This is a genomic window from uncultured Bradyrhizobium sp. (assembly GCF_947648125.1).
Classification (GTDB): domain Bacteria; phylum Pseudomonadota; class Alphaproteobacteria; order Rhizobiales; family Xanthobacteraceae; genus Bradyrhizobium.
On the sequence record NZ_CANSMR010000001.1, the window covers coordinates 1 to 21,438 of the forward strand.

The 21,438-nt window shown below is 60.9% G+C and carries 20 protein-coding genes and 1 pseudogene; 18 read left to right on the plus strand and 3 right to left on the minus strand.

What is annotated here, in order from left to right:
• The 5 genes from Q0030_RS00005 to Q0030_RS00025 all read left to right on the plus strand — a co-directional run.
• On the plus strand, window positions 1-1,069 hold a 1,069-nt coding region (locus Q0030_RS00005), incomplete at its 5' end, for a strawberry notch C-terminal domain-containing protein (protein ID WP_298361643.1).
• Window positions 1,069-2,130: a toprim domain-containing protein gene (locus Q0030_RS00010; RefSeq protein WP_298361648.1), complete on the plus strand. Its 1,062-nt coding sequence runs from the start codon at window positions 1,069-1,071 to the stop codon at window positions 2,128-2,130. The genes Q0030_RS00005 and Q0030_RS00010, both read left to right, overlap by 1 nt.
• 311 nt (window positions 2,131-2,441) lie before the next feature.
• Window positions 2,442-3,371: a DUF2493 domain-containing protein gene (locus tag Q0030_RS00015; RefSeq protein ID WP_298361651.1), complete on the plus strand. Its 930-nt coding sequence runs from the start codon at window positions 2,442-2,444 to the stop codon at window positions 3,369-3,371.
• A gap of 141 nt (window positions 3,372-3,512) precedes the next feature.
• Complete coding sequence (locus Q0030_RS00020) at window positions 3,513-3,995, plus strand: hypothetical protein (RefSeq protein WP_298361654.1); 483 nt, start codon at window positions 3,513-3,515, stop codon at window positions 3,993-3,995.
• Window positions 3,996-4,532: 537 nt separating this feature from the next.
• Window positions 4,533-4,853, plus strand: a complete 321-nt coding sequence (locus Q0030_RS00025) for a DUF736 domain-containing protein (RefSeq protein WP_298361659.1) — start codon at window positions 4,533-4,535, stop codon at window positions 4,851-4,853.
• 173 nt (window positions 4,854-5,026) lie between these two features.
• Here the strand turns inward: Q0030_RS00025 and Q0030_RS00030 are convergent, their stop codons facing one another.
• The gene (locus tag Q0030_RS00030) at window positions 5,027-5,254 is read right to left on the minus strand and encodes a helix-turn-helix transcriptional regulator (protein WP_298361663.1); all 228 of its coding nucleotides are present in this window, start codon (window positions 5,252-5,254) and stop codon (window positions 5,027-5,029) included.
• Between the two features lie 209 nt (window positions 5,255-5,463).
• On the opposite strand from Q0030_RS00030, the gene Q0030_RS00035 reads away from it, so the two are divergent.
• The 13 genes from Q0030_RS00035 to Q0030_RS00090 all read left to right on the plus strand — a co-directional run bounded on the left by Q0030_RS00035 (window position 5,464) and on the right by Q0030_RS00090 (window position 18,645).
• Window positions 5,464-5,742, plus strand: a complete 279-nt coding sequence (locus tag Q0030_RS00035; RefSeq protein WP_298361666.1) for a DUF2285 domain-containing protein — start codon at window positions 5,464-5,466, stop codon at window positions 5,740-5,742.
• A gap of 198 nt (window positions 5,743-5,940) precedes the next feature.
• On the plus strand, window positions 5,941-6,087 hold the full coding sequence (locus Q0030_RS40510) for a DUF6499 domain-containing protein (protein ID WP_363323427.1): 147 nt from the start codon (window positions 5,941-5,943) through the stop codon (window positions 6,085-6,087).
• Window positions 6,035-6,667, plus strand: coding sequence for a DUF2285 domain-containing protein (locus Q0030_RS00040; RefSeq protein WP_298361670.1), 633 nt, complete (start codon window positions 6,035-6,037; stop codon window positions 6,665-6,667). The genes Q0030_RS40510 and Q0030_RS00040 overlap by 53 nt, the downstream gene beginning before the upstream one ends.
• Window positions 6,668-6,799: 132 nt before the next feature.
• A complete protein-coding gene (locus Q0030_RS00045) occupies window positions 6,800-7,078 on the plus strand; it encodes a helix-turn-helix domain-containing protein (RefSeq protein ID WP_298361673.1) in 279 nt (92 codons plus the stop codon).
• A 54-nt stretch (window positions 7,079-7,132) separates the two neighbouring features.
• Window positions 7,133-7,597: a DUF2840 domain-containing protein gene (locus Q0030_RS00050; RefSeq protein ID WP_298361676.1), complete on the plus strand. Its 465-nt coding sequence runs from the start codon at window positions 7,133-7,135 to the stop codon at window positions 7,595-7,597.
• Entirely contained in the window at window positions 7,594-8,103 is a 510-nt protein-coding gene (locus Q0030_RS00055) for a S26 family signal peptidase (RefSeq protein WP_298361679.1), read from the plus strand. The genes Q0030_RS00050 and Q0030_RS00055 overlap by 4 nt, the downstream gene beginning before the upstream one ends.
• Before the next feature lie 2 nt (window positions 8,104-8,105).
• Window positions 8,106-8,858: a lytic transglycosylase domain-containing protein gene (locus Q0030_RS00060; protein ID WP_298361682.1), complete on the plus strand. Its 753-nt coding sequence runs from the start codon at window positions 8,106-8,108 to the stop codon at window positions 8,856-8,858.
• Between the two features lie 603 nt (window positions 8,859-9,461).
• On the plus strand, window positions 9,462-11,189 hold the full coding sequence (locus Q0030_RS00065; protein WP_298361684.1) for a VirD2 family relaxase/mobilization nuclease: 1,728 nt from the start codon (window positions 9,462-9,464) through the stop codon (window positions 11,187-11,189).
• Window positions 11,190-11,280: 91 nt separating this feature from the next.
• A complete protein-coding gene (locus Q0030_RS00070; protein WP_298363210.1) occupies window positions 11,281-13,257 on the plus strand; it encodes a conjugal transfer protein TraG in 1,977 nt (658 codons plus the stop codon).
• Window positions 13,258-13,266: 9 nt separating this feature from the next.
• Entirely contained in the window at window positions 13,267-13,716 is a 450-nt protein-coding gene (locus tag Q0030_RS00075; protein WP_298361687.1) for a CopG family transcriptional regulator, read from the plus strand.
• A 334-nt stretch (window positions 13,717-14,050) separates the two neighbouring features.
• Entirely contained in the window at window positions 14,051-16,087 is a 2,037-nt protein-coding gene (locus Q0030_RS00080) for an MFS transporter (RefSeq protein WP_298361690.1), read from the plus strand.
• A 189-nt stretch (window positions 16,088-16,276) separates the two neighbouring features.
• The gene (locus Q0030_RS00085; RefSeq protein ID WP_298361693.1) at window positions 16,277-16,759 is read left to right on the plus strand and encodes a formylmethanofuran dehydrogenase subunit E family protein; all 483 of its coding nucleotides are present in this window, start codon (window positions 16,277-16,279) and stop codon (window positions 16,757-16,759) included.
• A 419-nt stretch (window positions 16,760-17,178) separates the two neighbouring features.
• Entirely contained in the window at window positions 17,179-18,645 is a 1,467-nt protein-coding gene (locus tag Q0030_RS00090) for a DUF1254 domain-containing protein (RefSeq protein WP_298363211.1), read from the plus strand.
• 411 nt (window positions 18,646-19,056) lie between these two features.
• Here Q0030_RS00090 and Q0030_RS00095 read toward each other — a convergent pair whose 3' ends face one another.
• Both Q0030_RS00095 and Q0030_RS00100 read right to left on the minus strand, forming a co-directional pair.
• Window positions 19,057-20,256, minus strand: coding sequence for an IS91 family transposase (locus tag Q0030_RS00095; protein ID WP_298361696.1), 1,200 nt, complete (start codon window positions 20,254-20,256; stop codon window positions 19,057-19,059).
• Window positions 20,257-20,266: 10 nt separating this feature from the next.
• Window positions 20,267-21,140 (minus strand): annotated as a pseudogene (locus Q0030_RS00100) (site-specific integrase).
• Window positions 21,141-21,438: the final 298 nt, after the last annotated feature.

A 21,438-nucleotide genomic window follows, 5' to 3' on the forward strand; every position in this document is an offset into this window, starting at 1 on the left:
CGGCAAGGTTGAAGGCTGCTCGCTTCAGGGTTTCGAGGACGCGACCGGTCTGAAGCTGATTGATGCCAACGGCATCAAGGATGAACTGCCGCCGATCACCACCTTCCTCAACCGGCTGTTGGCGCTCACCATTGACCTGCAGAACGTGTTGTTTGCAGCGTTCGAGCAACTGCTCTCCGCTCGCATCGAAGGCGCGATCGCGTCCGGCACCTACGATGCCGGCCTGGAGACGCTGCTCGCCGAGAGCTTCGTCGTGGCTGACCGGCGCGTCATCTACACCCATCCCGGGACTGGCGCGGAGACACGGCTGCTGACCATCATCGAACGGCGGCGCAACCGGCCCGTGACGCTGGACGAGGCGCTCGATCGGCTCTCGGATTCGTGCGCCGTCCCGCTGGTCAACGAGCGCTCGGGCCGGGCCGCCGTTCAGGTGCCGGCGCCGAGCTTCATGCTCGATGACGGTGAGATCGAACGGCGCGTGCGGCTGATCCGGCCGATGGAACATAACAGCCTTCCGTTGAAGATGATGACGGAAAGCCACTGGGCGGAAGCCGACCGCGAACGCTTCGGCACGGCCTGGCAGGCCGAGCTCGCCGAAGTCCCCGAGTTCACCGATAGCACCATCCATATGGTCGCGGGGTTGCTCCTGCCGATCTGGAAGCGGCTGCCGGACGAGTCGACGCGGGTCTACCGGCTTCAGACCGATGCCAGAGAAAGAGTCATTGGTCGCAAGGTTTCGGCCACCTGGGTGGCGAACGTCCTTGCGGCCGACGCGCCCAAGCTGGCGTCGGACGCGGCCTTTGCCGCTCTGATGGAGGGGCGAACTGTTCTCGACCTCTCCGAAGGCCTCCAGCTCCGCCGCGTCCGGGTCATGGGCGCGTACCGCATCGAACTGTCGGGCTTCACCGACACCATGCGCGATCGCCTCAGGACGTATGGCCTCTTCAGCGAGATCATCTCCTGGAAGCTGCGGATGTTCGTGCCCACTGACGAGGGCGGCGTCGAAGTCCTGGCGAAGGTGCTCGAGCACTATCGAATCGAACGCATCGCCGAACGGGAGGCCGCGTGATGCGCCGCGACGCCTCCGAACTAGCGCATCGCCTCGCGCGCGAGGCCGAGGCGGTGTGCCGTTACTATCTTTCCAATGGAAAGCGCAAGGGGCGGTATTGGCTGGTTGGTGATGTCCATAATACTCCAGGCCGCTCGTTGTTCGTGCGGCTCCAAGATTCCCCTAAGGGCCCCGCTGGCAAGTTCACCGACGCCGCGACCGGCCAGCATGGCGATCTCCTGGACATCATTCGGCATAGCCTCGGGCTTCGTGACTTCCGCGAGGTCGCCGAGGAGGCGAGGCGGTTTCTCAAGCTCCCTCGTACTGAACCGGAACACGCCTCTAGGCCTAGTCGTCTCGCAGCAACGGTCGGCTCGCAAGAAGCCGCAAGACGGCTGTTTGCGATCTCGGGTCCGATTAAGGACACCATCGTTGAGACTTACTTGCAGCGTCGAGGAATAGCCGACGTTCATCATGGTGGCAGCTTGCGCTTCCACCCTCGCTGCTACTATCGCCCAGATGAGCACCTGCCAACCGAAACCTGGCCGGCAATGATCGCCTGTGTCACCGACCTCGATGGCAGAATCACCGGCGTGCACCGGACCTGGCTCGATCCGGACGGTTTTGATCGGATTCGGCTTGGCAAGGCTCCGATCGATACGCCGCGACGAGCCATGGGTGACCTGCTCGGCAACGCAGTTCGTTTCGGGGCAGCGGACGACGACGTGCTCGTTGCCGGCGAAGGCATCGAGACCATGCTGTCGCTACGCTGTCTCCTTCCAACTTTGCCGATGGCCGCTGCACTATCGGCCAATCACCTCGCAGCCATGGCACTATCGTCGAGTTTGCGCCGGCTCTATATCGCTCGCGACGCCGATGCCGCTGGGGACGCGGTGCAAGCTGTCCTGTTGCAACGCGCAGGATCCGTCGGCATCGAAGCGGTCCCGTTATCGCCTCGGCTAGGCGACTTCAACGAGGATCTGCACGTCTTCGGCCTCGATGCTCTTCGGGCAACGCTACGGATTCAGCTGGTACCGGAGGACGTCTCCCGCTTTCTGTTCTTGCCGGCTACTGTCGTATAGTCGCGCTTAGCTTCGATCGATGTCGACAGTTCGATCCCGGTGGGTCCAAAGCCGGAGAGGCGCGACCACGGCCTTCTAGAGGGCGATCGGACGGCAGGCGCCTCGGGCTGGCAATGGCTGAGGTGCGGCTATTTTCCGCCGGCCCTACGGGCCTTTGCATCGCGAAGCAAAATAGCCGCCCCACAGCCATCCTCCGCTGGCGCTGCGGCCCTCCGCGTTGCTCCGGGTGCCGGCCCGTCCCGCCCGCCGTCTGAGTGATCGCCACGAAGGCCGCGATGGGCGCGGCCGATCCGGCAAAAGGACCACATCCCATGACCGATCACGACGACATCGAACCGCCGCACGGCGCATCTCCGACCGACCTCGTCCTCAATGAATTGCAGCTCTTTGGCTACCGTCCCTTCGACGACCAGCCCGATCCGAGACCGCTGCCCGAAGGTAAGATGATCGCTGGCGCAATCGCCGACATCTTCGACGCACTGGTCGCCACACTGGACGATACCCGGCTCGAACCGGACCTTCCGGACCTGCTCTGGTCGACGGTCAACCTCTTCCATCGCGCCGCAGACCGAATTAGTCGTCAGCTCGACGACAACGAACAGGCTCAGCGCAAAAGCCAGCGCGAGCAGAACGGCTCGGAAGTGCGATCAGTCGAACTCGAGCGCCTGACGGCGGAAGGAATCACATTAATCGAACGCCGCAATTGCCTGGAGCTCTTCCGCGACCAGGCGGTCGAACGCTTTGAAGTCCATACGGGTTCATCCTGGCGCCCCCGATCGGGATCACTTGTCAACCACCGCACGCTGACAGCCGCAATGATCGACTCCCGGGACTTCATCGCAGCCAAGCGCCGCGCAGAAACCGAGGTCATGTTGCCGGCGGGACCGAAGATCGCACTCACCGGCGGTCTCGGCTTCAATGATCATCACCTGATCTGGGATCGCCTCGACAAGGTTCACGCCAAGCACCCCGACATGGTCCTCATCCATGGCGGTTCGCCAAAAGGCGCCGAGCTGATCGCCTCCAAATGGGCTGTTAACCGCAAGGTACCACAGATCGCATTCAAGCCGAACTGGACGAAGCACACGAGGGCCGCTCCGTTCAAACGCAACGATGCGATGCTTGAGCTACTGCCGATCGGCGTCATGGTCTTCCTTCCAGGCACCGGCATCCAGCATAACTTGAGCGACAAGGCTAAGAAGCTCGGCATCCCCGTCTGGACGTTCGGCGACGGCGCGTAAGCGCCGTCCTACCGCTCTTCACGCCACCGAGGTGGAGTTGCATCGCCGCAACTCCGCCTCGTTTCGCTACCATATTCGGAACTGCGCCGTGGTGGTGGTGGAAGGCGTGACCGTTACACCTATGCACATGGAGCCACCACCATGCTCGCCCTCGGACTTCTCCTCAACATCGCTGGCATCGGCATCTTCTGCTGGCTGATCTTCGCGCTGGCAGTGTACGCTTTGCCATTCTTTGTGGCGATAAATGCCGGCATGTTGGCCTTGCACACTGGCGCTGGCGTGCTCGGCGCGTTGATTGTTGCCGCCGCCGCCAGCGGCGTGACGCTAGCAATCGCCCAAATCGCGTTCGCAATGACACGATCCCTAGTCTTGCGTGCCGTCATCGCGGCCGTGTTCGCTCTGCCGGCTACATTTGCTGGCTATTATGTCGTCCTTGCGATGGCACAAATCGGAGTGCCCTCGCTTGTTTGGCGGGAGGTCTTCGCTTGCCTCGGCGCGGTCTTCGTCGGCGGCACAGCATGGACGCGGTTGACCATCTTCACGGAGCCCCGACCGGTCGAACCCCGCAGGGCGATTGGCGACGGCCCTCAACCTGTTCTCGCGGCCGCGACACGCGAAGGATAAATCTTCCCACTCTCGGTATCGAACAGGTTTGAGTAGATCAGCGCGCAGGGTGTTCGGGACCTGAGCGAAGGAACGTTGTTGTCTCCTCAGAGCACCTGCACGGGCTGGACGTTAGTCCGGCTCCGCATCAGGGTGGAACGACGCTTCTCCCGGAGGTCTCTCCGGGCAGCGATGCCGCTATTTCCCGCATTCTGTTTCTTTCTCTACGTCCAACCGTTCCAACCCCTTGTACGGCACAACGGAGATTAGCCACCTCTTCTCCCGAGATTGCGTTTCAGCACGCGACGCACCGGGCCTCTGTGATGGCTCGATCTGGCCGAAGACCGGCTGCGCCTCGATCGTCTGAGCCGCAACGCTATTGCAGCGACTTTCTTCCCCTGGGCTTCGCCCATTCCTCGCGAGGCAAGAAAGTCGCTGCGACAGCGTCCTTCGCTGCGCTGCGGCCCTTCGGGTGCGTCGCCGATCGTCCTCGACCTTGCAGATCGCCATCGAGGCCGCGGTGGTCGCGGGCTCGAAACACAAACAGGAGAAGAGACAATGGCTACCATCGGTCAGTTCAAGAAGATCGGCAACGATTTCCAGGGCGAAATCATCACTCTCAGCCTGCAGGCCAAAGGCGTCCGCATCGTCGCCGAGACCAATCCCTCAAACGACAAGGCCCCGAGCCACCGCATTTTTGTGGGCCGGGCTGAGATCGGTGCCGCCTGGTCGAAGCGCTCCGAGGAAGGTCGCGACTACCTCTCGCTCAAACTCGATGACCCCTCCTTCAACGCGCCGATCTACGCAAACCTGTTCGATGACGAGGGTGGCGACGGCTACACCCTGCTGTGGTCGCGGCCGCGCAAGAACGGCGAGTAAGGCTCGCTCCGTCAAGCCCCGCCCAGTCAATCCGGGCGGGGCTTCCTTCGTGCCCAGAGCCGGTGAGACGAAAGGCGCCGCAAGGGCTCGCCGAGGCGCAGGCCTGAATTTTCGAATAGCCCAGTGGAGCTTCATCGGGTTGGGGGCGAAGTCTTCGCAGTCCGCTTGCGAGACTAGCTACGAGCCTTGGATGTTTTTTCGTCGAGCAAATCCACTGGCCGAACCTCCAGCGCCTGAGCCGTTTCCCAGATTGTAAGCAGGGTGGCATTTTGCAGCCCTCGCTCCATGCTGCTGATAAAGGCCCGATCGACACCCATTCGCTCGGCGACAGCTTCTTGACTCAGCCCCAAGGCCAAGCGGAATTTGCGCGCGTTTGCTCCAAAGACCTTGCGAATGTCCATCCGCAGGATAGGAGGCAATCGCGTATTTCAATGCTACGTGCTATAATACGCGGGGACGAGCCGCCGCTTAGCATCGCCAGAAGTGTTCCAACGATTCTTTGATCTCTGGAGCGCACAAAAACCTGTAGACCGCTTGACCCAGTGGGTACGACAATAGCTCAGGTGCAGCTAGGGTTCTCCAAAGCTTCTCGACCAATAGGAGTTCTTGCGTGCCACCGCTTGATCCCCAAGTTGCGGATCTGGCTCCTGATGAGCCGACGCTGACGCCGTATGACCAGCAACACGCGGTCACCTATGTGCGTCTCCTCGACGCCGAAAAAGACAACGCCGATTGGCGAGAAGTGGCGCGTATCGTTCTTCACGTTGATCCTGACGCGGATCACGCTCGCGCCCATCGTTGCTACGAGAGCCATTTGGCGCGAGCGAAGTGGGCGGCGCGCCACGGTTATCGCCAGCTTCTCAGCCGTGGTTGGCCCAAGGCCGAATGAAGATTGTTTGAAGAAAACGTGACGATCCCTTGAAGCCCAATCAAAAACGCAAATAAGGCCATTGGCTTCACCGAATGCTGCAACCAGAAATGGTCACATTTATCAGGCTGCAATTCGCCATCGTTTGTGCAGTGCAGTGGGGAAGTCGCTATGTCAGCTGTTGATTGGAGATCAGAGCAAGATTACGCAAACTTCGGAATGGCAGAAGGTGCCGACGTTGCTTGGGAATGGCTCCGCCGCGACAGCGAATACGAGCGAGATTTCAAGAATCTGACAGCCGCTGCGCAATCGAATGGGGCGCCTCACTCATTCCGACATAAATGGGGGTTGTCTTTTCGCGGCTGATCCTGAACAGGCGTTCGACCGGCAATCGATATTCTGGGCACCTGAAGCCCTCTCGACCGTCTTGTCGCTCCGTCAATTCGGCGCGGCCAGCGATGGTGGGCAATATGCCCTTGATTGGACCAGCCTTGCCGCTGGCGAATTTCGCCGGGGGCCAGATGGTTGGCATGGAGTTGTAGCGCTGGCAGGCGCAAGCCACCGGCTTTATCTGCCAGCAATACCCCCCAAAGGGGTCCCGCTTTCGATCGAATTGCCACTCGACGCCAATTCCGACATCCGTCTGCAGGCGGCGCACCGGTTTTGGTGCGCGATCGACGGCCGCCGTCTCGGCCCGTCTCCTCTTGCGCTCTCTCCCCAACGTCGCCGGCGCTTCGTCTTGATGATGCGAGCCCTCGATGCCTGGTTAGCGGGACATAGTTATCGTGAAATCGCAGAGGGGTTGTTCGGCAGGGAGCGCGTTCGTGGCCGCTCCTGGAAGGACCATGATCTTCGCAGCTTGACCATCCGCCTGGTCAAGAACGGCATCGCTCTGATGCGCGGCGGGTACCGCGCGCTGCTGCGTCCCACATCCCGGAAGAAATAGCCCCACCTTCAGGGGTGTCGAAAATAGACCCCCTCATCTTCGGCATCCCCCTTCGAGGCCCTTCTCCGTCATTGTCGCCGCCAGCGCGCCACGGACCTCGCTGGCGCTCCACACGGCAACGGAGATTGTCAGATGTCCGATGCGAGCCTCGCTACATCGCCACGATACCTGCGGACTGCCGAGGCAGCCCGATACTTAAGCCTTTCACCCCGCACTCTCGAAAAGCACCGAACTTACGGCACCGGTCCCGCTTACCGGAAAATCGGTGGCCGCGTGATCTACGCCGTTGCCGACCTGAATGCATGGGCAGACGTCGGTACCAGAACGTCAACCAGCGATCCGGGCACTGGCACCGTGCTGCCGGCAAAACGGCACGCTCCCATCCCTTATGCGGGAAAAGAGCGGCGCTGACCGATGAAGAGAGATGTTCACAATCCTCAAAGCCATTCGACCAAAGAGGTCGTCGTGAGCGATCTCACGACAGTCGAACTCCTGTGGCTCGAAAAGCGCATCGAAAACCGCATTCGATTTGGTCGTTCCGTTTCGGAGAAACTCGTCGACCGCAATCGACGCGTCCTGTCGTTCGCTCCCGGCAGCATCTTCGCCTTCGTGCGTTGGACATCCAACGACTTTGGGACGGTTCTGTCGCGCATCGATATCCTGCGCGCAGCGTCGCCGGGACAGCGCTATTCGACGGTGCCCTGGATCAAGCCCGGCGGTGAGAGCCTGTTGCGGCTATCCGGCTGGCCGAAGGTCGAACGGGTGCTGCAATTGATCGATGCTGTCGAGGCGCTCGACATCGATCCTGCCGACGTAGCACCCGACTATTGGCACCACGCGCATAACCGGTTGTCGGTCAACGAAATACCCCGGCCATACACCCGGTCCCGGCACCAGGCCTGGCTCCATCGGCGGAGGATAACCTCATGACAGCTCGGTGTGCGACGGTTTTCACAACATTCGCGGCAACCGTTCTTCTCCTTTCGACGATCGGGAGAGCGCCACCACGCTACATATGGAATGCATCGAACAGCGTTCCAATTGGCCTTTACCGCCTTCAGCCGATGACGACGTTGGTCGTTACCGAACTTGTCGCGATTCAGCCACCTGCTCTCCTTGCTGCATTCCTTGATCTCAATGGTTATCTGCCGATCGGTGTCCCCATGCTCAAGCGCGTGCTGGCACTCCCCGGACAGAAGGTTTGCCGAAACCGCCTGACGATCGCCGTCGACGGCGTCGAGGTCGGCCAGGCGCGGGAACGCGACGGGAGAGGCCGTCCGCTTCCGGCTTGGAACGGATGCCGCGTCATTGCTGATGGCGACATCTTTGTCATGAACTGGCAGTCAACCGACTCGCTCGACAGTCGGTACTTTGGACCGGTACCCACATCCGCGGTGATCGGCAGGGCAGTACCAGTTTGGACTGACGAGGAGTGATCATGCACAGCATTCCCGCTCCCTCAGTCGATTGCAGGTCCTCAGAACTGCGTCCGGCCTTTCCTTGCCGGCCATGCCCAACGACCAAAAAGCGCTCGCCAGGCCGGCAAAGGAAAAGTCATTTCCGTGCGCCGGCGGACCTGATTGCATGGCGCGCGTCGCTCGGACTCAGTGCCCGCCTCATCGTGGTGATCACGCATTTCATGTGCTTGATTGCGGCATCGACGTTCTTCGAATCGAGGGTGAGCGCACAGAGCCCTGTACGTCCTCCATCCATCGACCGCTTTGCCAACTTCATCGCGGAAGCTTCCGCTCGCTTTGCCGTGCCGGCGAGCTGGATCAGTGCCATCATACAAATTGAAAGCGCGGGCGACGAGCATGCGATCTCGCCTCGTGGCGCAATGGGCTTGATGCAGCTCATGCCCGGCACGTGGGTCGAGCTCAGCGTTCGCTATGGGCTCGGTCTCGACCCGTTTGATCCGCGAGGCAACATATTGGCGGGCACGGCTTATCTCAGGGAGATGCACGACCGTTTCGGCTCGGCAGGCTTTCTTGCGGCCTACCATGCAGGTCCGTGGCGATATGAACAGCACCTCGTAACAGGAAAGCCGCTTCCATCCGAAACTACGGCCTACGTCGCGGCGGTCACACCATTGCTGGACAGCGAGCAGGGTGAACACGCCGCAGTTGACGGCAGGCGTGCACTTCCTTGGCGGGAGGCTCCGCTGTTTGTTGAGCGGGCGGGCGCACCGTGACGGACATTCGGTTTGCATTCGAAAGGCTGCAACACGATCATGACGCTAAGACCTTCGGGTTTGCCACTGAAGGACCCTCGCTCACGCGGCAAGAGTTCGCTGAGGAGTGCGATATTAACGTGCTGATGGCATACGGGCGATGCCTTCGGCCCGCGCTCTACTCGTCGCTTCGCTCCTCACCGAGCCACCCTACGGGTGTCTCGGCCCTTCGGGTAACGATCGCTATCGCAAACGCTCGCTTCGCTCGCAAACAGTGGGGGCTTCGCAAGTCAACTGCCAAGTCTCGGCGGCTCTTTCGCAATGAATCGGCCACCAGCCGACGTGTTCGGGCAAGCGCTATTGGAGGATCCACCGCAATGGGCCGAACTGCATGTTGTCGCAAATCGCCGCGAGTACCGAGAGTCTATTGGCTTGGAAGTTGGGCCCTGGGAACGAGCGACCGAGGAGGGCAGGATAAAGCACGCAAGGTGCGTGCGGTCGGTCGGGGTAGGAAACAGCAGCAAACTCCAACGACATGGCCGACATTGCGCCACATCCGGCACAACTTCCATTTCCTTGCAACGCGTCACAGTTGCTGGGCTTTCCACACCCTATGAGGCCACGATGACCGGTAACGACGATTTTCGCGTCCGTCCTGGCCGCATTCGCTCGACCCATTCGCCGCGATCGAAATCCTTTCTGGCGCAGGCGCTCAAAGCCACGCAAAAGGCCGGCGGCTTCCCGCGTGGCGGCCCGAGGCGTGGCAGCACGTTTGGGCGTGGCCGCGCGGCGAGCCTTGCGGCTTCGCGGTTCCTCAACAACAGCGCCCGAGGCGCCATCGTCAAGGCGCGGGTGGTGCGGCGGATGCGTTCGCCAGGCGCGCTCCGAGCTCACATCGGATATCTCCAGCGAGAAGGGGTGACCCGGGATGGGGAGCGCGGCAAATTGTTCGATGCCGCAGGAGATGAGGCCGACGGCCGTGCCTTTGCGGAGCGGTGCGAGGGTGACCGGCATCATTTTCGGTTCATCGTCTCGCCCGATGATGCTTCAGAGCTGCAGAGCTTGCGCAGCTTCACCCGCGAACTGATGGATCAGGCCTCCCGCGATCTGGGCACCCGACTCGACTGGGTCGCCATCGACCATTGGAATACCGAGCACCCCCATATCCACATCCTCGTGAGGGGCCGCGCCGATGATGGAAAGGACCTCGTCATCAGCCGCGATTATATCTCGACGGGCCTGCGCGCCCGCGCCGGCGATCTCGTGACTCTCGAGCTCGGTCCGCGCTCGGAGCTCGAGATCCGCAAAGGGCTCGAGGCGGACATGGTGGCCGAACGCTGGACGCGGCTCGACCGGGTGCTCGCCAGGCAAGCGGGTGGGGCGGATGGGATGATCGATCTCCGGCCAGACCGGGATGCCCCACGCGATCCGTTGCATGAGATCCGGATCGGGCGGATGCGGACGCTCGAGCGCCTGGGCCTGGCCGAGCCTGCCGGGCCTGCGCGGTGGGTGCTGGCGCCTGACGCAGAGCAGCGTCTGCGCGCGCTGGGGGAGCGTGGCGATATCATCAAGCGGTTGCACAAGACCCTTACCAAGGATGGCGCGGCACGCGCAGCAACATCCTGGGCGCTGGAAGGCGAAAGCCACGGCGAACCCGTGATCGGGCGCCTTATTGCCCGCGGCCTCGATGATGAGCTAAGGAGCACGGCCTTTGCCATTGTCGACGGGATCGATGGGCGCGTCCATCATCTCAAACTCCCAGACATCGATGCGGTTGGCGACGGGCCGATCGGCGGCATCGTGGAGCTGCGGCGCTTTGAGGACGCCAGGGGCCGACAGCGGATCGCGCTTGCCGTCCGCTCAGATCTCAATCTTGATCAGCAGGTGGCAGCGGAAGGGGCGACCTGGCTTGACCGGCGCTTGGTCGCGCGTGAAGGCACCGATCTCTCGCGCGCCGGTTTCGGTAGCGAAGTCCGTGCCGCGCTCGACCGACGTATCGACACGCTGATTGAGCAAGGGCTCGCTCGCCGGGATGGCGATAAGGTCACACTCGGCCGTAACCTCATTGGGACCTTGCGTAACCGCGAACTCGACAGTGTGGGCCGGCGCTTGGCCGCCGAGACGGGGTTGACCTATCTCCCCGCTGAGGCAGGAGACTCCGTTGCGGGAATCTACAGCCGAAGGCTGTCACTTTCCTCGGGCCGCTTTGCAATGATCGACAATGGCCTCGGCTTTCAGCTCGTGCCCTGGTTACCTTCGCTAGAGCGTGAACTCGGCAGACAGGTGAACGGCATTGCCGGTCCCGGCGGCGTGGATTGGAATTTCGCCCGCAAGCGCGAGCTGTCGCTCTGAACCGCCGATTTCTGCGCCATCGTGCGCGATACTGCGACGCCGGTTGGATTGCTCTTGCATGGGGGCGGCGGTGGTGCGCATTGCGTCTGCCATGTCCGCGACCCGCATCTTGTGGGGGCAACTGCTCCTCGCCTCGTTGGCTGTGCTCGGCTTCCTTTGGGCAGCGACCGAATGGACGGCCTGGCGTCTGGCCTACCAGCCACAGCTCGGGCCCGCCTGGTTCATGATCTGGCATTGGCCGATCTATCAGCCGCTCGCATTTTTCATCTGGTGGTTCAAGTTCGATGCCTATGCGCCCGGTATCTTCATGCAGGGCGCCTGCATCGCCGCAAGTGGCGGGATCGCAGCCATGGTCATTGCCATGGTCCTCTCGATCTGGCGGGCGAGGGAAGCGCAGCATGTGACAACATACGGCTCGGCCCGCTGGGCGGATGCCCGGGAGGTTCGGCGTGCGGGGCTCCTTGGACCCGACGGCGTCGTGCTTGGTCGTTTTGGCGGCCGCTATCTGCGGCATAACGGCCCCGAACATGTGCTGTGCTTTGCGCCAACGCGCTCGGGCAAGGGCGTCGGACTTGTCATCCCGACACTGCTGACGTGGCCGAGCTCCACCATTGTCCACGACATCAAGGGTGAGAATTTCCAGTTGACCTCGGGTTTTCGCGCCCGCTTTGGGACCGTGCTGCTGTTTGATCCGACCAACCCTGCAAGCGCCGCCTACAATCCGTTGCTCGAGATCCGCAAGGGCGACTCCGAGGTGCGGGACGCACAGAATATCGCCGATATCCTCGTCGACCCCGAAGGGGCGCTCGAGCGCCGCAATCATTGGGAGAAAACCAGCCATTCGCTGCTGGTCGGCGCGATTCTCCATGTCCTCTACGCGGAAGCGGACAAAACGCTCGCCGGCGTCGCCAATTTTCTGTCTGACCCCTCTCGCGGAATCGATGCGACGCTCAATGCGATGCTGGCGACCCGGCATCTCGCGGATCGCGTTCATCCAGTGGTCGCTTCAGCTGCACGGGAACTCCTCAACAAAAGCGAAAATGAACGGTCCGGAGTGCTGTCGACCACGATGAGCTTCTTAGGGCTCTATCGCGATCCCGTCGTCGCTACGGTCACCGGCCGATGTGATTGGCGAATTGCTGATCTTGTGGACAGGCCCGACCCCGTCTCGTTGTACCTGGTGGTGCCGCCATCTGATATCGCCCGCACGAAACCGCTCATGCGCCTCGTGCTCAACCAGATTGGGCGGCGTCTGACCGAAAGCCTCAATACCAGCCGGAATCGGCAGCAGCTGCTCCTCATGCTTGACGAGTTCGCAGCCCTCGGCCGGCTCGACTTCTTTGAGAGCCAGCTCGCTTTTATGGCAGGTTACGGCATCCGCAGCTTTTTGATCACTCAAAGCCTGAACCAACTCGAACGCGCCTATGGGCCAAACCACGCGATCCTCGACAATTGCCATATCCGGATTGCGTTTTCGACCAATGATGAGCGCACCGCCAAGCGGGTGTCGGACGCGCTCGGCACCGCGACCGAGATGCGGGCCATGAAGAATTACGCCGGACATCGCCTCTCGCCCTGGCTCGGTCACTTGATGGTAAGCCGCCAGGAGACTTCCCGTCCGCTACTCACATCAGGAGAAGTCATGCAGCTCTCACCGAGCGAGGAGATCGTGATGATCTCGGGTGTGCATCCTGTGCGCGCCCGCAAGGTTCGATATTACGAGGATCCCCAATTCCAGCGCCGAATCCTAAAACCCTCGCTCACGGTTTCCGGCAGCTTTGCCACCCAACCCGACGACTGGTCGACCCGCACGCCCATTCCGCCCTCGCAAGAGCTACTAGCAGTGCTGAAACCCAAAGCGCGCGATCCGAATGGTGGTCATCGCCGCGAGCCCGAACTGCCGCAACCCGACGAACTCGTGATCACTTCGCCACGTGCAGAAACCGAATTCGACGCCCATCCGGATGACGGTGATGCTGATGCCGTGCAGGCGCGAGTCTTGAACGGCTCGATGCAGGGTCTGGCACGCGCTGTCAGCCTCGACCCTGACGACAAGATGGGCCTGTAAGCGCGCGAGATGAAAAAGGCTCAGCTCAGCATTTACCTCGATCCAGAGATTTTCGCGGGCCTGGAGGCTTACGCTACACGTCAGGGCAAACCCAAGTCGCTGGTTGCGGAGGCCGCGATTGCCTCTTTCCTTTCTCCAGACGATTCCGATCGGCGCGAGGCTGCGATCGCCAAGCGGCTGGACCGGATCGTGCGCGTGCTCGAGCGGCTCGAACGCAATGACAGTGTGACTCTCGAGACAATCGCTTTGTTCATCCGTTTCTGGCTCACGTCAACCCCGGCACTGCCGGAGCAGTCGAGCCCTGCAGCGCGTGCGAAGGGTGCCGAACGCTATGATCGCTTTATCGAAGCACTCGGCCGGCGCCTCTCCAGTGGATCGACGGTTCTCAGAGAAGTCAGTATCGAATCGCCTGAAATCGCGAACGCGGCGCAAGTCAAAAGTCAGGCCGGCTCTTCCTGAGGATGATGCTGTTCCGTCTTGAATCAAAGCAGCGCGTCCAGAAAGCCTCACTCGTGAAGGCGATTGCGTACCGATTGTGAGAAGCGATCTTTCTTCCGGCTCTTTAGATCGTAGCTAACAACCCGCCAAACAGATCTTGCCTTCTGATGCTCAGTGCCGACCTTCGTGATTCCGCATCTCCTTTCTTTTCCTACGCCAGAGCATGATCGGCAGTGTTGCTTTGTTGAAGCCAAGCTCGGCCTGCTCTTTCTGTAATTCCCATCAGATTAGTTCACCTCATCAATCGTATCGCGAAGCAGTGGTTCGATCGTGGGGCGTTGGGGAATGTCAGAAGATGCAACAACTCGCCGAACTGGATGCGCAAGCTGATCGCGTTGACGTTCGACCCGCGCGCAAGCGTAAAACCTCCGTTCGTCGCAAAGTAACTGTTCGGCTTAGCGAAGGTGTCTGCGGTCGGCTCGACGTCGCAGCCGACCGACCGGGCGTCGGCAAGAGCATGCTCGTGGAAGCCGCCCTTGAGGATTTTCTTACACCCGCACCGTCGGTCGAAGCTCTGCTGCGCGAGCGTCTTGACGATATGCACACCAGATTCGACCGTCTTGAGCACGACATGCGGATGATAGCCGAGACAGTCGCGCTACACGCTCGATATCAGTTAGCCGTGACACCGCCGGTTTCGCAAGCGCGGCAAGAAGAGGCGATCCGCCTTGGCGACGAGCGCTTTAAAGTTTTGGCGGAACAGGTCGATCGCCGAGTTCGACAGTGTCGGCCTCTCATGCAGGAGACCATCGACAGTCTCTATTCCCAAGGCCATGGACGAGCGGAGCAAGTAACAGGCGAGCAAGCCACGCAGGTTTCGGAGCCGCAACACAACGGTCAGAAAGCTGCTTCTGAATGCTTCGATATCACCCAGGACCTAAGCCCTGCAGAAGGGGGTAGCAATTCGCGCGCTCACGAACATGGCGTCTCGAGCAACTTGCAGCAAAACCCACGGCCGGCACCGCCAGATTGCGATCCGAAATTGAGGGGCGAATTGGATGCCTCAAGAGAATCCTCACTTCCGAAATGGCGCCTGATCCTCTCAGTTTTTCTGCCCTTTGCCGCAGGCTATTACCTTGCCTACCTGTTTCGGACGATCAACGCGGCGATCTCGCCGGCATTGGCATCTGATTTCGAGCTCGATGCCGCGCAGACCGGGCTGCTCGCGTCGATCTACTTCCTGGTCTTCGGGTTGACCCAGATTCCCATAGGGGTGCTTCTAGATCGTCTAGGGCCGCGTCGGGTCCAAGGTGTGTTGCTGGTCTTTGCGGCTGGCGGCGCCACGCTGTTCGGTAACGCGTCGAGCTTTCCAGAGCTTCTTGTTGCGCGCGCCATGATTGGACTTGGCGTTGCCGGCTCGCTAATGGCCGGGCTCAAGTCCATTGTCACTTGGTTTCCGAGAGAGCGTGTTGCGCTCGCCAACGGCTGGATGATCATGTTGGGATCGCTCGGCGCGGTCACAGCGACAGCGCCAGTCGATTGGTTGCTGAATTACGTTGGTTGGCGCAGCCTCTTTGAAATCTTGACGATCGGTACCTTTGCGGTGAGCGGGCTTATTTACCTGGTCGTTCCGGAGCGCGTCGTCGACTCACAGATCGGCACCTCCGCTCAAAAGCCACTTACGTTGTGGTCTATTTATTCAGATCCTCGCTTCCTGAGAGTCGCCCCGCTCTCAGCGGCCTCTATTGGCTCGGCTTGGGCGTTGCAGTCATTATGGGCTTCGGCCTGGCTTACGGATGTGGAAGGACTCGACGGGCAGAGCCGGGTCACTCAAATGTTCCTTATGGCCGTTGGTCTAAGTCTCGGAGCCCTCCTCCTTGGGGCCATGGCTGATCGCCTGCGCAAACTCAATATAAGAACCGAAGTCCTGTTGGCCGGCGTGGGAGCGCTGTTCATCGTGGCCGAACTCGCCCTGGTTTTGCGCATTCATCTGCCTTCGTTTCTGCCTTGGTCCACCGTGTCCCTGGCCGGCGCCGCAACTGTCCTAAGCTTCGCGGTTGTAGCGGATTACTTCCCCAGGGAATTCGCCGCGCGCGCCAACGGCGCCCTGAACCTCTTGCACTTCGGCTGGGCGTTCACGATTCAATACGGCATCGGGCTCGTGGTCGGGCAATGGCCGTCTCAAGACGGGCATTATCCGGTCGTGGCCTATCAGGCCGCATTCGGTCTTTGCGTTGCGCTTCAGGCGGCCGCGCTGGTGTGGTTTGCGGTGCCATGGATCCGAACCCTCGGCAGAAATGTCTTCGGTGAACCTTCCGGAAGCCTTGCCGGATCCGGCGGCTCTTACATTGACGGGCCCATCCTTGAGGCGGGTGCCGGAGGCGATTGGTAAGCAGATCGTCACCTCGTAGAAGCCGTCCCCCCTCGTAGCCGACGCTAAGCAGCCGAAAACGGACCTATTATGCTCACCTTGAGTTTTGTCGCTCATGACCCCAAGCGGTCATAATTATGCGTTGCGCATTCACTCCCTTCTTGGTTTCCTTCCAAGTGCAAAATTTCATTGCCGGAATGGTCCAAGCTCATGAAGCGAATACTGATCGCGGCGCTTCTGGTTTTGCAGCCGGTTGGCGCACGTGCTGAAACCCCCGAAGAGTGGGTTGCTCTTGGAGCGCGTGTGCATGGCGCGTTTGGTGCGTTCATTCCGCTTGGCATCAGGATCGGCCTTGATGCGGTCGCGCATCTTGACGCGAAACCGCGTGAATTAACCGTTACCTACTACGACAGCGATAAATCGCCGTGTGCGTGCTTCGCTGATGGCGTCGCAATCGCGACCTTTGCGTCCGTTGGCCAACGCACTTTGATGATCGCGCCGGAAAGAGCGCCAGAGGGCGCGGCGGCTGTCATCGTCATTCGCCCACGTCAAGGTGGCGCAGGTTTGAAATACACGATCCCGCTGTCGGCGCTCGCAAAGTTAGGCCCGATGAACAAGGACCTCGATCCGCGCGGGCGTTACGACGCCGTGATGGCAGCCGATGGACTGTATCAGGTAGAACCTACACCCTAGAGCAATGCGACCACCCGCCCTACGTCGCCTTATGGCCGATATTGTTGCAAAAGTCTTTTTGCGAGGTGGGACTCAAATTCTCCGGCCCGTGAGTGCAGCGATTGAATAATGATGTGGGGGACCACGTCGCCGAGCGCCAAACCAACGGACGATTCTGGTAGCGCGCCTGAAGCTCTATTGATCGGCGATTGTTGCTTGTTTCGTTCTTTGGCGGAAAATTAGGCGCTGTGCGTTTTGGGACTTTTGCAACAATATCGGCCCAGACCCGACATGCCGGGCATCGCCAAAAATGCCGCTTACGGTTGATCTCCGTCAAAGCCGAATAGCGACATCCAAAATAGACCTCTGTGGTTCCTCAGCCCTCGAGATGATGGAGCCGCATCGTGAGAGTACTGCTGTCGGTTTTTTCAACGCTGTCCATGTTGGCGCTTTGCACCCTTGCGGCAAATGCCCAGCAATACAAATACCAAACACCAATGCCGCCGGGCGTCGCTACGCCAGACAAAGTCGAAACACCAATCGGCACCTTAAACCTATCCAATGGCTACCCTGATAAGGGGACTATCCAGAAAATCTATGACAACCTCGATGCATCCCGCGCACTTCAAGCCTATCTTTTGGCTCTTCCCATTGTGAACCAAGCGGGCATGCGGGATACGCTGCGCAAATACGGCCCGGATAACCAGACGGACGTCATTTGGGAAAACCTTGTCGACGCGCGGACCGTGGAGCTGACGGCGAACGATAACACTGTTTACAGCTTCATTTGGCTTGATACGCACAAGGGACCACTGGTCGTAGAAATTCCGCCCAAGGTCCTAGGGGGCATCGATGACTTTTGGTATCGCTGGGTGGCTGATGTCGGCATCACAGGCGCAGATCGCGGAAGGGGCGGAAAATATCTAATACTGCCGCCGGGGTATAAGGACGCGATCCCGGAGGGCTATTTCGTCGTGCGGCCGAGCACCTACGGAAACTGGATGCCGTTCCGATCTTTTCTTGTCGACGGGTCGCCCGCGCCGGGGGTCGAGTCAGTCAAAAAGAACCTGAAAATTTATCAGCTTGCGGACGCGGCCAATCCACCACCCGTAAAATTCGTCAATGCATCCGGTATCCCGTCGAACTTCGTCTTCCCAAGCGATTACTCGTTTTGGAGTCTACTCAATGAGGTAATTCAAGAAGAGCCGAGCGAGGGAAGCGACCCGACAACGCTGGGGCTGTTTGCATCGATAGGCATTGCCAAGGGCAAGCCGTTTAATCCCGATGCCCGGATGAAGAAGATTTTGGAGGACGCGGCGAATATCGGTGCTGTAACAGCACGCACGATCGCGTTCGAGATTCGTGGTGAAGACGCCTACTTCTATCCAAACAGTTCGTGGCGACTACCGTTCTTCGGAGGATACAAATTTGAAACTGCGCCGGGGGTCAGCAACTTAGATGGAGCAGCCTTCTTCTATTTCTTCGCCACGGGCGTGACGCCTGCGATGGAAGCGAAAATGGTGGGTGAAGGCTCTCAATACCCATGGGCTTCCCATGACTCCAAGGGTAACCCGTTCGATGGTGGCAAGACCTATAAACTGCACCTGCCTCCGAACATTCCAGTCAAGGATTTCTGGTCGGTCATCGTCTACGACCTCCAGACGCGCTCGATGGTGCAAACTGATCAACAGTCCCCAAGTGTGAGCAGTCAGAACAAAGCGCTCAAGGTCAATGCAGACGGCTCCGTCGATGTCTATTTTGGACCAAAAGCTCCGGCCGGCTTTGAAAACAATTGGGTGCAAACAATTCCCGGCAAGGGCTGGTTTATGATTCTTCGCCTCTATGGCCCGCTGGAGCCCTGGTTCGATAAAACATGGCGCCCCGGAGAAATCGAGCAACAAGGCTAATCTGTGCTGGCAAATTGGAAAACCCCGGCTTAGGCCGGGGCTTTTGTTGTGCGTGCAGGATGTCCGCTGGTGTGAAGGGTTTCGGATGCCGGCCGCTTGAGGGACGGCGCCGCGAGTTCGGCGGCCGGCGTCCGAAAGCCTCCAAGGGAGGAAACCGCGCTTGAGGGAACGTACGGCGGTGCCGCAGGCGCTATGGGGATTTGAGCGCCGCGGGCGAACTGGCTGATTTGGATCGAGCCGATGCGACGAGTTGGTCGACGGTGAAGCGGCTGACGCATGAGCAGCGGGTGGCATCGAACTCCATAACTTGCCCGACGATTTGCGACGGCTGGCGGATAGCTGGGCGCGCTCTGCCGTGGCCGGTCGAGATCCAGCGAGCGTAACGACCAGATTTGCAGGACGGTGACGCGGTCATGAGGTGTCGATCCTGATGCGGTTCGTTGGAGCTGTCGGGCGGTGGCGTGGTGTTGCACCGCGCGCGAACACCTCGATGACGATCATGCGGCCGCCGCAGCATGGACAACTCGACTTGTTGGGTTCGACGGCAGCACTGGTGGGCTGACCTTCAGGCTTTGCAGCGGCGAGCAGCTCGCGGGCGCGGGCGATGTTGCCGGCGCAAGCGCCTTTGGCGAACAGGCCGTAGTGGCGGATGCGGTGCAGGCCGCGTGGCAGCACGTGGATGAGGAAGCGGCGGATGAACTCGAAGGTCTCGAGCCTCATCTGCTTGTAGCGATCGCGGCCTTCGATGCGATAGTCCTTCCACTTGAAGGTAACGCCCCGCTCGTCGCAGGCGATCAGGCGACTGTTGGCGATGGCGACGCGGTGGGTGTAACGCGACAGATAGGCCAGCACCGCCTCAGGTCCGCCGAACGGCCGCTTGGCGTAGACGACCCATTCGGCGTTGCGCAGCGGTGCGAGATAAGCCGCGAAGGATTGCGCATCGGCGAGATGAGCGTGATCACTGAAGAAGCTCAGGCGACCGGCCTGGTAGGCGGCGACGAGCCTCTCCAGGAACAGTCGCCGGAACAGGCGGGAGAGCACGCGCACCGGGAGAAAGAAGCCCGGCCGGCAAGACACCCAGCGCTGGCCGTCGGGCGAGATGCCGCCGCCCGGCACGATCATGTGCACATGCGGGTGGTGGGTCATGGCCGAGCCCCAGGTGTGCAGCACGGAGGTGATGCCGATCCTGGCCCCCAGATGCTTGGGATCGGCGGCGATCGTCAGCATGGTCTCGGCCGAGACCTTGAACAAAAGATCATAGACGACGGCCTTGTTCTGGTAGGCGATGTCGGCGATGGCCGCCGGCAGCGTGAACACGACGTGATAGTACGGCACCGGCAGCAACTCGGCCTCGCGATCGGCAAGCCAGTCCTTCGCGGCGGCGCTTTGGCACTTCGGACAGTGCCGGTTGCGGCAGGAGTTGTAGGCGATCGTGGTATAGGCGCAGTCCGCGCAGCGCGCGACATGGCCGCCAAGCGCCGCCGTGCGGCAACGCTCGATCGCCGACATCACCTTGAGCTGGTCGAGGCTGACATGGCCGGCATGGGCTTTGCGCCATGCCGGGCCATGGTCGCGGAAGATATCCGCAACCTCCAGAGCCGGGCGCGACACCGTCCTGGCGTCAGCCGGGTGGCCGGACCTCCTTGAGCTTGAGTGCGATGTGCTCCAGCGGGCTCATGACCTCGCTGATCGTCTTGGTGGCGACGCGGGTATAGAGCGCGGTGGTGTCGAGCTTGGCGTGACCGAGCAGCACCTGGATGACGCGGACGTCGATGTTCTGCTCCAAGAGGTGGGTGGCGAAGCTGTGCCGCAAGGTGTGCAGCGAGACACGCTTGTTGATCTCCGCCATCTGGGCCGCGGCATGGCAGGCGCGATTGAGCTGGCGCGTGGTCATCGGTTGGGCCGGATCGCGGCCGGGAAAGAGCCAGCCCTGCGGCCGCGCCGCCCGCCACCAGGTCCGCAGCAGGTCGAGCAGGTGCGGCGACAGCATCACGTTGCGGTCCTTGCCGCCCTTGCCCGCTCGACGCGGATGATCATGCGCGTGCTGTCGATGTCGGCGATCTTGAGCGAGACGACCTCTGTGGCGCGCAGGCCGGCGCCAAGGCCACGCTCAGCGCGGCCTTGTACTTGAGCCCCGGCGCGGCATCGAGCAGCCGCGCCACTTCCTCAACGCTGAGGACCACCGGCAGCTTGCGGGGCTCGTGGATGACATGGGTGTGCTCGACGATCTCGTGGCGCCGCAGCGTGACGCGGAAAAAGAACCGCAACGTCGAGACGGTCTGGTTGATGGTCGGCACGCCGACCCCGCTTGCCGCCAGATGTAGCTGGTAGCGGCGCACGTCCTCGAAGCTCGCCGTGTCGGGCGATCGCCCGAGAAACGCCGCGAAGTTCTTGACCCTTTGCACGTAGTCATGTTGGGTCTTCGGGGCCAACTTGCGGATCGTCATGTCTTCGATCATGCGCCGGCGCAACGGGCTCATTGCCTCGTCGGTCATGGGGATGCTCCTGTCTTGGGTGGAGGTTGTTGCAACCCCTCATCTCAAGACAGGACGCCCCTTGGCGCTATCGGATTGGCCGCGCTGCTTGCCGCAGCGGCCTACCGCGCGAGCGGTTTAGTCCTCTGGCCCTTCTGCGAAGTTCGGCGACGTCTGCAATTGCGCCGCTATGAGGTGAACAGCCGACATCACACGTGGCTGTTCCCAAAGCCCATTCTGGTTACGTAGCTCATTAGCGAAGCTGCTTCTCCGAAGAGGTTCTAACGAGAGCCTCGGAAGGCTTGTGGTCATCGCGAAT